This is a genomic window from Herbivorax alkaliphila, assembly GCF_030848475.1.
GTDB lineage: Bacteria > Bacillota > Clostridia > Acetivibrionales > Acetivibrionaceae > Herbivorax.
Genome location: NZ_JAVDDS010000008.1, coordinates 24767 through 37632 on the forward strand (window position 1 = coordinate 24767; position 12866 = coordinate 37632).

Sequence of the window (12866 nt, forward strand, 5' to 3'; positions counted from 1 at the left end):
AATCATACACTGGTAGAATTAAATTAATTTTTATGTCTAGCTCTACAATTTAAATTGAGCAATAGGGATTAAAAGTTAATTTTACATATTTTTAATAAAGTCATAAACATATTTAGTATTTTCCTGTATTGATTGCGACATATGGATTTTTAGTATTGGTACATCATAGTTTTCTAGTACTTTAATTTTGTCTTCAGATCTTTTTAAAGCTCTAATACACATTTCTTCAAATTGATCATTTTTTAAATTCATATCAAAAATTATTTTCTTCCCATTATTAATTCTTTTTTTTCTTCTTTCTAAATATTGCTTTTCTTCCATGTAACAATATATAATTCCTCTTGGAATTACATCTGACTTATCATCTATATGCTTTTTTAACACTTGTCCACATAATTCTTCATTTTTAAAAGCTGAATTATTATGTATTATACCTTCATCATAAATAACTAAATTATCTAATTGATAATAATCTAATACCATAATTTCTTTAAACAATATGTTAAAGTAAGAGCTACTAAGTTTTAGCTTGTGTATAGAATTTATATTTTCATTTTTAAATAATTCATTAACATATAAATTTGCAATATCATTATACTTTTCTTGCACATTAGATAATACATCCTGATCATGCTTTTTGAGTATAATTGAAGCCATATTAACTTGTTGACTTTTCATTAAGTTTAGTTTTAAGCAAAGGTGAATAATCCTAAACAAAATAGATTTTTTGTAGTTAATTGATTTTGCTATTTTCACCATTGCTTCCCCTGGAGTCAACCATTTATCATTATTTCTTCTCATTTTTAACACTTCTTGCAAGACAGTTGACTTACCTACAGCTGGGGCACCAATAAATTCAATTCTTTTCATATATCTCTCCACTTTCACTAATTGTGCTTTTTCTACTAACTATTCTATGATAGTTTTCTTTCAAAATAGTTAAAATAGTTTTATATTCCGTTGTTTTTAAAATCAAATTAATCCCAACATATATTGACACTCCTACACAAATCTGTATAAATAATAAGATTATATCATTAATATTAAATATATAATTCATACTAAATACAATAAAAGCCATGGCACCAGACAATAAATAATATAGTGAAATATCCTTAATTTGTTCAAATACTGAATATGATATTACTTTCTTTGAATAAAAAGCATTAATAAAATATGATAAATAAGAGGTTACAACTGCTGACCACATTAATCCCATAATTCCTAACCCCAAAAACAAGACAATTCCTATAAACGTTAATCCTACAATTTTTTTCAAGACGCTAACTAGTAGATATAAGTCAGACCTACCTTTAACTTGCAAAATATTAAGATTAATTGCATGCAACGGGAACAACATTCCAGCTAAGCAAAGTATCTGAAAATAAGGAGTTGCTGCTATCCATTTTTCTCCTAATACAACTCTAAATAATGCAGGAGCTACAGCTGATAGTCCTAGCATTACTGGAAAAATCACAAATACTGAATTTTTAATTATTTGTTTATATCCTCTTTTGAGTCTAGCTGAATCATTTTGAATATTACTAAGTACTGGATAGCTAACCTTTTGTACTGAAATTGTAATTGTATTTGCCGCAGCATCTTTTAACTTTTTTGCATTTGTATAATGACCTAAATCTGTTGCTGTAAAACCTCTACCAATTATTAAATAATAAATATTTTGATAAATAGTAGTTAGTATTCTAGATAAAAGTAGCTTCCAACCAAAATTAAATATTCGAGTAAAAGACTCAAAATTAAAAACTAACTTAGGAATCCAACGATTATAAAAACTAAACAAAACTGCTTTTATAAATTGCATAAAAACTGTTTTTACAACAAGACTCCAAACTCCAAATCCTAAGGCAGCCATAACAATTGCAATAATGCCCGAAAAAAATACTGAAATTAAATTTATTTTTGCAATTGCCTTAAAATTAACGTTTTTCATTAACATAGTTCTTTGAATCAGCCCAAAAGCATTAATAACTAGAATTATGGATAAAACCCTTATAATAGGTACTATTTCTGAATAACCAAAAAACTGACTAATTAAATCAGCTGAAACGAAAAATACTGAATATAATAAAACTGCTATAACAAGATTAAATAGAAAAACTGTGGAATAGTCTTCATGTTTAACCTTTTTTTCTCTAATTAAACCCTGCATAAACCCACTATCTATAAAAGCTTGCGATATAGCAACAAAAACTGTTACCATGCCAATTATCCCAAAATCTTCTGGAAATAAAAGTCTAGCTAGTACAATTTGAACTATAACCTGCAAACCTTGTGTTCCCGTAACATCAATAAAGCTCCATATTGCCCCAGATATTGCTTTGCTTTTCAAAGATGTTTTTTCGCTCATTTTGTATTTCTCTCCTATCCTATCCTACATTTAACCAAAAATTATTATATCACTTAATGTAATATATTTTCAAATTTAAACATTATGAGCTACTATAATGTTCAGTGCAGCAGAATATCCTTTTTCTACTTTAATCATCAAAATTAGCTAAACAAATTTATTTTTAAAATAAGTATTATTCTTTTTCTTCTAGCATAGCATCAAAAATAGTTTGCCAAATAGACTTTAGCTGATTAATATCTCGAGAATCCAAGTACTTTTTTTTATTATGCTCGGCCTTTTTATCATCAAAATCCACAAATTGTTTAAATGACATTGAAGATATGCTAGATATATCAAACAAATGGTATTTTTCCAAGTTAACATATTTATCCCATAATGCCGTGTTGCTTCGCAAGTAAACTTTAGCTCCAAAAAAAAGAAGTTTCCCTATATTACCCATGCCTTGTTGTCGATCATTATTAAATATACCTACATGCATTGTGCTCTGATATTTATTATATGTATACGCATCTGTTAATTTAGTTAAGGGTATAAATTTCTCACCAAAAATTTCTCTTCCATATCTGATAACCTTTTTAGCATATTCATGATCATTGTATGATAATGGAGCATGAATACGAATATTTTCATCTTTATAGCAAGATAATGTGTCAAATACTTCCATGTGGTGATTTGACTTAGTTGCACTATTTCCAACTTGAATATTAATAACCTCATTGGTATAAGATTTTCTCTCATTTCTTAATTGAATAGCTTTTTTAGTATCCGGATTTGCGTATAAACCTTTCAAATGAATGCTTTTGACACCAAATTTTTCAACAGCAACTTTATAATCCCCATCGGCTAGAGTTGTTAAATATTTAAAATTAGCTGCAAATGTACTTTGAACAACAAACTTTAATCGTTTTTTAAAAGATATATCTTTAGTTCCTTTGCTATATACATCTCCCCCCCAAACAACCCAGTTTGACTTTTTTAGTAACCTTCTATTCAAAGCTAGCATTAAAATAATAGATGGATCATACAGTCCATGGAATATAATCCCTTTACTGTCGTTTATCAATCCTTTTATTCTTTTTCTATTATACTTAAATCCATAAATAACATTTTTATTATCTGTAATTTCTTTCTTTTCTTCCTTAACTCCTTTACCATAAACTACTATATTATGCTGTTTCATGTTAAATATTTGTATTATATTTATAATAGTATCTAAAAATTTAGGATCATAGTGTATGAAGTGTAATATCATTTAGTCAACACCCTTTCTAATTATATTACCATTTTGTTTATCGTTTTGTGAATTAATAAAACACTGTGAGTTTATTTCATTATGAGTTAAACAAATAACTAACGCAGTAAGTATATAAAACTCTCTGGATATTACTGTTCCATGTGTAAAGTATAAAACTATGGTTGTTAAAAAAACACTTATTGCTAATGTATTTTTAGATTTTATAATTCTTTTCATTAACTTACACATTATAATACTAAATATGGTAGCTCCTATAATCCCATATGTAAATAAAAAATCAAGAGGAACAGAGTGAGCATATGCACCTCGACTCATAACTCCTCCACTAACACGATACAATTCTCCTGGACCAAAACCAAATAAAATACCAAGTAAATCTTGCGAAAATAACTCAGATAGGTAATATCCCCATATATGGTCTCGATTCCCTAATGTTTGCAGGCGTGATAAGTTAAATAAACGCAAAATATTTATTACACCTTGTTCTTCTAATATAAATATAGATACATATAATGCTGCTAAAATTAAATATATTTTTAATATTCTTTTTTGCTTTGATTTAAGTACAATTATTAACGAACCAAATAAATATGCAAATATCGCTCCACGTGAAACTGTCATCAATAAAACTATAAGTAATACTAAAAACACAAGCGATTTTGAACGCTTATATAGTAAACTCTTACTTTTATTCTTATTAGTTATTAAATCATGTGTTTCAAATAATAATGGTATAACAAGAGCATTAGCCAAAACTCTAATGTTTCCAAAAACAGATAATCGCCCTTGTGCCAATGCTTGCTCAAATGATATGCTAGTAAAAACTATACCAATAAGTAAAAAAGCACACATATAAAATGAGAAAATTGCTAATTTAGAACCATCATATTTAAAATATGTTTTTGCAACAAAAAACAAAGCTATAGAAATAAGAAACCACCCATAATAAACAAAATTCGTGTCTTTGCCAACTAAAAAAGAAATCCCCGAAAGGCAACTTATTATAACAATCAAAAATAAATCCATCCTGTGTATTTTTACATTTTTAATCAAGCCCCAGATTAAAAAAACAACAACACAATAAACAACAAATAGCATAATTACGTTGCCACCTTCTGATGTGATTATTGGAAGAGTTATTATCAATGCATAGAAACTAAGGGAACTTTTGAGCAAGGTTAAAATTAAAATAGGTAAAAACATGCATATATGTAGCAATTGCCCTTCCATGAACTGATAGCAAATCATAGATAAAACGCTATATATTAGCAAATAAATTTTTTCTTTTTTATAGTTTTCTTCATATTCTTCCTTTTCATTAGGATAGCAAGTCATTAATGTGTTTTTATGATTGCTCTCAATAATCATAAATAGCCTCACTTCTTTCTAAAATAGTTAACAAACAAAAATTTATATTGATTTCATATGTTTGTTTTTTCTTGCTGATATAATTATTTTTGATTTAATCTAAAAATTATTATATCAAAATTAATCTTAAACATGTTACATTCCATAAGATGGATTTTTTTAATGCAGAGTTTCAATTTTATACTAAACTAAGTTGTATTGATCTAAATAAATTATTTAGTAAGCCTAAAATGTATTTGTGCATATAACTTATTGAATATGTATAAGCGAAAATATATACTTTTTAAATATACTCTTTTAAACAAACCAAGTTTTTTAATATGTGGGTTTTTTGGCCACTTGGGGTATTCTTCATTGAAAGCTTTTAAAATTCTATAAAGTTCTTTACGGCTAATACCCGCTTTAAACGCATTTAGTGTGACACCGTACAGTATTGTTTTAATACCTATAAACTCACATTCTAAAGGATATCTCTTTTTTATAGAGTTTTGAACAATGCTAAATGCCTCAATTAAGCTAGCATAAACCCTTTTATTAGGTTTTAATGAAATGGAATCTCCCCTTACTAAATAATTATACAATGCCTCATGTTCAACTGCAATTACATCAGATTTAGCTAATAGTTGAGGAACCACTGCTAAGTCTTCTCCATTATATAATTTAGGGATTTTTATATCATTAAATAAACTCTTTTTAATAAATAACCGCCAAAGTGATGTTCTAGAATATGCAATAAAGTCTCTTTTTGTTGAACTATCATTAAAGAAATTCATTGCATTACACTTTTCCAATCTCCCATCACTATACACATAATTGTGATCACACATAACTATATCTGCTTTTTTTTCAACTGCTTTTTTAAGCATTTTTTCTATAAAATCTTCAACGTACCAGTCATCACTATCAGAGAATGCTAACCACTCTCCTTTAGCATAGCTTATACCTACGTTTCTTGATTCTCCTGGTCCACAATTAACTTTGTTTTTATATACTTTAAAATCAATATTGCTGGTTTCTTTATATTTTAGTAAATCATTATACGAATTATCTGTTGAACAATCGTCAATAATAATTACTTCAAAATTTTTATATGTCTGATTTTCTAAAGACTCTAGACATCTCCCCATTAATTTAAAACTATTATAACATGGAATTATTATAGATACATCTATCAATGATTTCACCTCAAACTTGATATTCTTTTTCAAATTCCCTATAATCTTTATCAACATCAACCAAAACTGCATGTCCCTGATATTCTTCCTGCACTTTTGCATCAGGAACCTTCATATAGTCAGAACCAAATCGAACCTCTAAGTAATTTTCAACTTTTTGTGGTACAGGTAAGACTAAGTTAGAAAACTTAACACATCTTGGTTTACCAAAAAAATTACTTGGGAAAATTGCCGAATTATAACTATCTCTCCCAAATAAGTGAGCAACAAAAGCTGTATCTGTTCCATTAAGCCCTCTTACTACATTTATCAATTTTTTGCGCACTATACCACGAACAAAAACACTTGATGTATGTATTACTATTTTTTTTAAAAAGCTACTGGTATTATACCCCCTATCATACAACGCTCTTGATATTAATATCCTAGATGCAAGATATTGAAAATATCTACAAATTCTATTATCAGAAACATTGTTTAAGCAAAATATATCAATATAAACACCCTTATGCATTTTTCTATTTTCAGTATCTCTTTCTATATATGTAGTATTGTTCATCCTTAATTTAGTGTGAAACATTGGCCACTCCTTAGTGTCCTCTTTTTGTAAATAAAACCTTTCCTTATCAAGATGTTTCTTGCAAATATCAATAAATTTATAATAGTCTTCATATGTCATAATAATGTCAAAATCATCATCCCAAGGTACAAATCCATTGTGCCGAATTGCACCTAACGCTGAACCTCCTTCTAAATAATATTTAATATTATACTCATTACAAAATGCATCTAAGTATTTTACTATCTCAAGTATTTTACTCTGTGTTTTTTTTATGTCAATATTCATATTACCCAATCCTTTTAATTCCTTTTTTATAATCTCAACTGTTTTATTTGATTTTTACTATAAACAGATCTATTTTAAAAATAATTGATTTAAGAACTAATTTTTTAAAGTTTATAATATTCACCTAACTTAATTTGTCTTTAGATGTTTACTTTAACAGGTTTAAAAATGTTTTCCAAAGAAATAAATATAATAACACTTTCTTAAAGATTCTATTCTTTTTTAAATCTTACCACGAGCAAACAGTCTAAAAACAACTCCTCTAACACTGCTAGGCATTAATACTTGCAAAATAAATCGTACTCCTACATTATAAACATATAGTCCCATATTGATTATTTTTTTGTCAAGCATGTATTTTTGTAATTTTGCTTCACTTTTAAAATACTTAATGCCACCTCTCCGCTTGTACATATCTAAGCCTACTCGTACATTAACAAGTACATCTTCTAAGTTCCCAAACTTACAACCATTTTCGTACATCCTAATCCATAAATAATAATCCTCATTCCAAAACCAATCTTGATATCCACCTGCTTTTATAACTTCACTTTTTTTAAACATAACTGCCATATGATTAATTGGACATCTTCTTTTTATATATTTAAGAATATCTATATTATCTATTGGTAATATCCTCCTACCTACAACATTTCTTTGGTCATCAATAAATTCTGAGATACTTCCACTTAATATTGATAGTTGCTCATCCTTGGCAAAGTATTGTAACTGTTTTTCGCATCTATCAGGTAAAGAAATATCGTCTGTATCCATACGTGCAATAAGCTCATTTCTACAATAGCTTAAGCCTAGGTTCAACGCTAAACCTAAACCTATATTTACCTCACTTGGTACTATATTGAGCAAATTAGGGTGCTTTAATAAATATTCTTCTATTACTTCTTCTAATTCAGGCGTTAATGGTCCATCTTTAACTAAAACTATTTCATCTGGCATAATAGTTTGATTAATCATACTATCAATACTTTGTCTTAAATAACTAGGATTCTCTTTTATATATAGAGACATCAACACACTATATTTTTCCACATCTACTACCTCTCATATTAAATAATTACTATCACTTTTTTACCAATAATCGCTCACTTTCTTCTATTGCAAAAAAATACTCGTCTTCACTAATTTTTTTCTTTCTCAATAAGTAATCACCTAAATCTTCCGCTGTATCCAACCCTTCAGTTGAAATATCTTCTTTCATAAAAACTTTAGCAACAGTTAAAAATATAATACTCCAGTCTTTAATAAAGGAAATATCATTGATATACTCTAAATCAAGCATCAACTTTTCTTCCCAAGTCACGTTGTTTCTACCATTTATCTGTGCCCATCCCGTAAGTCCAGGGTGAACAGAGTGCCTTTTCCTTTGTTCCTGGGTCATAAAAACCATATCTCTTACAAGCTGTGGTCTCGGACCTACAATACTCATATCACCTTTAATGATATTGAATAACTCTGGAAGTTCATCTAAAGAAGTTGATCTTAAAAATTTCCCAAATTTAGTTAGTCGTAATGAATCTGGAAGCAAGTCACCATTTTCGTCTTGTTCATCAGTCATTGTTCTGAACTTATACATAGTAAATATTTTTTCATTGAGTCCCGGTCTTTTTTGCTTAAAAAGCACTGGGCTACCTAATTTTAACCTAACAAATACTGCAACCATTATAAAAACTGGATTCAAAACAATAATTGACATCAACGCCAAAATAAAATCCATTGGACGTTTGATAATCCTTTCATATACGCCACTACTTTTTGAGCTATGTATATTAGACTTAACTTCTTCTTTAACTTCACTCTGCATCTATTCCACCTACTTTTTAATATCAAAGTCCTTTTATAATTGAACAAATCTTTTTTAAATCTTCATCTGTCATCTTTGTGTCAGAGGGCAAACATAAACCATTTTTAAATAAACATCTCGATACGTTTACACCAACATAATCACATTCTATAAAAAATGGTTGCATATGCATAGGCTTCCATATTGGTCTTGACTCTATATTTTCTTTTTCTAAGACCTCAATTACATCAGCCGGTTTTGTTTTTCCATTTAAAGTTATGCAACTTAACCAAAAGTTCGGCTGATTCCATTCATTAACAGGCATAAATTTAATGCCTTCAAGTTCACTCAACTCTTTTTTGTAAAACTCAAATATGTATTTCTTTTTTTCAACTCTTTGATCTAAAACCTTAAGCTGTCCTCTTCCTATACCAGCAACAATATTACTCATACGATAATTAAATCCTAATTCACTGTGCTGATAGTGCCTTGCTGAATCCCTTGATTGAGTTGCCCAAAATCTTGCTTTTTTAATTTTTTCTTCATTATCAGAAACAAGCATTCCACCACCTGATGTTGTGATAATCTTGTTTCCATTAAATGAGAATATACCGTAATCACCAAAAGTCCCAGTATGTTTCCCCTTATAATATGTTCCCAAGCTTTCTGCTGCATCTTCAATTAAAACTACATTATGCTTTTTACACAGCTCAAGAATCTTATCTATATCAGCAGATAATCCATATAAATGAACCAATATAACTGCTTTTACATCTGGATACTTTTTAAAAGCCTCTTCTAGTGCTTTAGGACACATATTCCAAGTTTCATAATCACTATCTATAAAAACTGGAATTGCATTTTGATATATAATTGGATTTGCACTAGCTGAAAAAGTTAACGATTGGCAAAAAACAACATCACCTTCTTCAACACCTGCTGCCTTTAAAGCTAAATGCAATGCTGCTGTTCCACTAGAAAGTGCTGCTGCCGATTTAGAACCTAATTTATTTGCAAACTCTTTTTCAAATTCATTTACATTTTTACCAAGTGGAGCAATCCAGTTGGTATCAAATGCTTCTTTTACGTATTGCATTTCGTACCCTTCATCACTCATATGTGGTGATGATAGATAAATTTTATCTGCCACTTTAATATGTCACCTCACAAAACAAATAACTGCTGCTTATATTTTTAGTACTAACAATCGACTCTCTAATATTATAAATTTTACAACTTATATGTATAGCTTCGCCCACTCACATAATTAATAATTATGCTACAGTTAGGAGTGCTATCACCTCTTTAGTATTATACAGGGCCGAAACACCTATATTCAACATCAGATTTTGTCTACAAGTTCAACACCAAGCTCTACAATTCTTTCTTCATTTAAAAAATCTAATCTTACCTTTGCTCTTCCTTTTCTTCCATTAACACTTACAATTTTTCCTTCAAATCCAGTTAAAGGACCATCTATAATCTTTATTACATCATTCTCTTTATATACAGTTGAAATTCCAATGATATTTTCTTTTTTATCAATAAGTATCCTTAGCGCTTCCAATTCATTTTCATCAATTGTAAGCACCTTATCCTCACTTTTTAAAGGTTTTAATATACCTGGAACTGTTTTAAGATAGTAGTAATCCTCTAAAGATAAAGTTCCTCTCAAAAGTACATACCCTGGAAACAACTTTCTTTTTACAAAGTGCCATTTGCCACCTTTTCTCTCTCGTAGTTTTCTTTTGGGGATGATAATGGAATAATCATCCCCTATTTCTTTTTCCAGTATTTTTTTTACTTTTTCTTCACTATTTGCGTTAACGAATAATGCATACCAAGCTTCCTTATTTTCGATAAACAAAATTCGCCTCAACCTTTCTTTGATAATATATATCTTTAAAATTATACTAAAAACTCAATTTTCTTTCAACAGTTTAACGTGAATTAACTAATGCATATAGCTTTACTACCCAACCTTTTTCGATTTTTCAGTATCGGCTTTCTTGTATTCTGCTACAATACTTTGCATTATCTTATCCACCTTATCTGCTCTTTCCTGCACAAGAATCTCTCTTAGCCAATTTAACTTATTATTTAATTCATTATAATCCACCAATACTGGTTTTCCAATAAAAATCTTTTCATGTCTTGTATGAGAAATGCCCTCTTCCGCAAGCAACAGTTCCTCATAAAGCTTTTCTCCAGGACGCAAACCTGTATAATGTAGTTTAATATCTTTATCAGGTTCAAAACCAGAAAGCTTAATAAGATCTCTTGCCAAATCTACAATTTTAACAGGCTCTCCCATATCAAGTATAAATATTTCTCCTCCTTTTGCCATAGAACCAGCCTGTATAACCAGCTGTACAGCTTCTGGAATGGTCATGAAATATCTTATTATTTCTGGATGGGTTACTGTAACAGGTCCACCATCAGATATTTGCTTTTTAAAACGGGGTATAACACTACCGTTACTGCCAAGTACGTTTCCAAATCGAACAGCTACAAATTCTGTTTTACTTTTCTTATCAAGAGACTGTATAACCATTTCTGCCGTTCTTTTGCTTGCTCCCATTATATTTGTTGGGTTTACCGCCTTATCTGTAGATATCAATACAAAGCGTTTTGTACCAAATTTATCCGCACACTCAGCCACATTTAGTGAGCCAAATACATTGTTTTTAATGGCCTCTGCTGGATTTGCTTCCATTAAAGGTACATGCTTGTGAGCTGCTGCATGAAATACAACCCCCGGTCTATATTTTTCAAAAATGCTTTCCATCCTTTTTCGATCTCTAACTGAAGCTATTATAACTTCAAGGTTTAAATTACTGTGATTTTTAATAAGTTCCTGCTGTATTTCATAAGCATTATTCTCATAGATATCCAGAATAATAAGTTGTTTTGGGTTAAATCTTGCTATCTGACGGCAAAGTTCCGTTCCTATTGAACCTCCCCCGCCTGTTATTAAAACAACTTCAGAGCTTATATACTTACATATCTCAGTTAAATTTACCTTTATAGGGTCTCTTCCAAGTAAGTCTTCAATATTTACATCCCTTATTTTTTTAACATCAACTTGTCCATTTATCAATTCAAAGACACCTGGAATTGTCTTTAGTTTACATCTTGTTTCTTTGCAAACATTAGCCAATTCTTTTATTTCAGCTTTACCGGCTGAAGGAATTGCAATTATTATCTCATCTACCTTCTTTACCTTGACAATTTCATGTATATCTGCTCTTGTCCCCAAAATTGGCACACCATGAATTTTGGCCCTATTCTTTGATGGATTATCATCAACAACAGCTACAGGATATTTTAAAAGCTGTGGATTGTCAAAAAGCTCCTGAATTATCATAGATCCAGCTTCTCCTCCACCAACAATTAAAACTCTTTTTCGTTCTGAGACAAATCCATTAAAATATACATTTTTTGCACGCCTTACTGCACGATAGGAAAACCGCATTCCTCCAACAAGGAATACAATTAGAATTGGCATCAAGACATAATAACTTCGTGGAAAATTGACACTAGGGATAAGCAACTCGTATAAGACAAAAAGTGTTCCTCCCCCAGCAATTGATGCAAATATCACATTGTTCATTTCTTCTATACTTGCATAACGCCAAACACTTTTATAAAGATTAAAAAGACGAAATACAATAAGAAAAATTAAAGTTGTTATTATGTACGAATCTCGAAAGCTGGCCAAAAATTCTTCCGGTATTCTAAAATCAGTTCTCAAAAACACTGCCCCAAATGACGCAACATTTATAAGTATTATATCAAGTAATAATAAAAGTGACTTTCTGTAGGTTAAATTGAGATTAAAGCCTTTCATAAGCTTTCCAACTACAGCATACATTCCAAAATCCCCCAATGTATCTTATATTTTATAAAATGTAGAGTATTTCTTATATCTTTTTAAGAAACCCCCAAATAACTATGTCGTTTGATTTTTTTAATTAGTTATAAACTATTTTTAATATAATTACATATACTCCCAATTTAGTCCCATTTTAATTTTATTATTTTTGCAT

General features: G+C 29.5%; 11 protein-coding genes. All 11 read right to left on the reverse strand.

The features are described from left to right. Positions 1-81: 81 nt before the first annotated feature. Complete coding sequence (locus RBH29_RS04325; protein WP_306695441.1) at positions 82-870, reverse strand: nucleoside/nucleotide kinase family protein; 789 nt, start codon at positions 868-870, stop codon at positions 82-84. Next, the gene (locus RBH29_RS04330; protein WP_306695443.1) at positions 857-2368 is read right to left on the reverse strand and encodes a lipopolysaccharide biosynthesis protein; all 1512 of its coding nucleotides are present in this window, start codon (positions 2366-2368) and stop codon (positions 857-859) included. Before RBH29_RS04330 ends, RBH29_RS04325 begins: the two co-directional genes overlap by 14 nt. Positions 2369-2543: 175 nt before the next feature. Next, positions 2544-3623: a TDP-N-acetylfucosamine:lipid II N-acetylfucosaminyltransferase family protein gene (locus RBH29_RS04335; protein WP_306695445.1), complete on the reverse strand. Its 1080-nt coding sequence runs from the start codon at positions 3621-3623 to the stop codon at positions 2544-2546. Next, positions 3624-4640, reverse strand: a complete 1017-nt coding sequence (locus RBH29_RS04340) for a hypothetical protein (protein ID WP_306695447.1) — start codon at positions 4638-4640, stop codon at positions 3624-3626. Between the two features lie 566 nt (positions 4641-5206). Then, complete coding sequence (locus tag RBH29_RS04345) at positions 5207-6178, reverse strand: glycosyltransferase family 2 protein (protein WP_306695449.1); 972 nt, start codon at positions 6176-6178, stop codon at positions 5207-5209. A gap of 1 nt (position 6179) precedes the next feature. Further along, complete coding sequence (locus RBH29_RS04350) at positions 6180-7016, reverse strand: LicD family protein (RefSeq protein ID WP_306695451.1); 837 nt, start codon at positions 7014-7016, stop codon at positions 6180-6182. Positions 7017-7238: 222 nt separating this feature from the next. Further along, complete coding sequence (locus tag RBH29_RS04355; RefSeq protein ID WP_306695453.1) at positions 7239-8066, reverse strand: glycosyltransferase; 828 nt, start codon at positions 8064-8066, stop codon at positions 7239-7241. Between the two features lie 31 nt (positions 8067-8097). Beyond that, positions 8098-8838, reverse strand: coding sequence for a sugar transferase (locus RBH29_RS04360; protein WP_306695455.1), 741 nt, complete (start codon positions 8836-8838; stop codon positions 8098-8100). Between the two features lie 22 nt (positions 8839-8860). After that, positions 8861-9934, reverse strand: a complete 1074-nt coding sequence (locus RBH29_RS04365) for a DegT/DnrJ/EryC1/StrS family aminotransferase (protein WP_306695574.1) — start codon at positions 9932-9934, stop codon at positions 8861-8863. A 225-nt stretch (positions 9935-10159) separates the two neighbouring features. Next, entirely contained in the window at positions 10160-10684 is a 525-nt protein-coding gene (gene loaP / locus RBH29_RS04370) for an antiterminator LoaP (RefSeq protein WP_306695456.1), read from the reverse strand. A 105-nt stretch (positions 10685-10789) separates the two neighbouring features. Then, positions 10790-12691 carry a polysaccharide biosynthesis protein gene (locus RBH29_RS04375; RefSeq protein WP_306695459.1) on the reverse strand — a complete coding sequence of 634 codons (1902 nt, stop codon included), beginning with the start codon at positions 12689-12691 and terminating at the stop codon, positions 10790-10792. Positions 12692-12866: the final 175 nt, after the last annotated feature.

Coding starts and splice junctions, on each gene's coding strand:
- RBH29_RS04325 (WP_306695441.1), bottom strand. CDS start 870: ATGAAAAGAATTGAATTTATTGGTGCCCCAGCTGTAGGTAAGTCAACT.
- RBH29_RS04330 (WP_306695443.1), bottom strand. CDS start 2,368: ATGAGCGAAAAAACATCTTTGAAAAGCAAAGCAATATCTGGGGCAATA.
- RBH29_RS04335 (WP_306695445.1), bottom strand. CDS start 3,623: ATGATATTACACTTCATACACTATGATCCTAAATTTTTAGATACTATT.
- RBH29_RS04350 (WP_306695451.1), bottom strand. CDS start 7,016: ATGAATATTGACATAAAAAAAACACAGAGTAAAATACTTGAGATAGTA.
- RBH29_RS04360 (WP_306695455.1), bottom strand. CDS start 8,838: ATGCAGAGTGAAGTTAAAGAAGAAGTTAAGTCTAATATACATAGCTCA.
- RBH29_RS04365 (WP_306695574.1), bottom strand. CDS start 9,934: ATGAGTGATGAAGGGTACGAAATGCAATACGTAAAAGAAGCATTTGAT.
- RBH29_RS04375 (WP_306695459.1), bottom strand. CDS start 12,691: ATGTATGCTGTAGTTGGAAAGCTTATGAAAGGCTTTAATCTCAATTTA.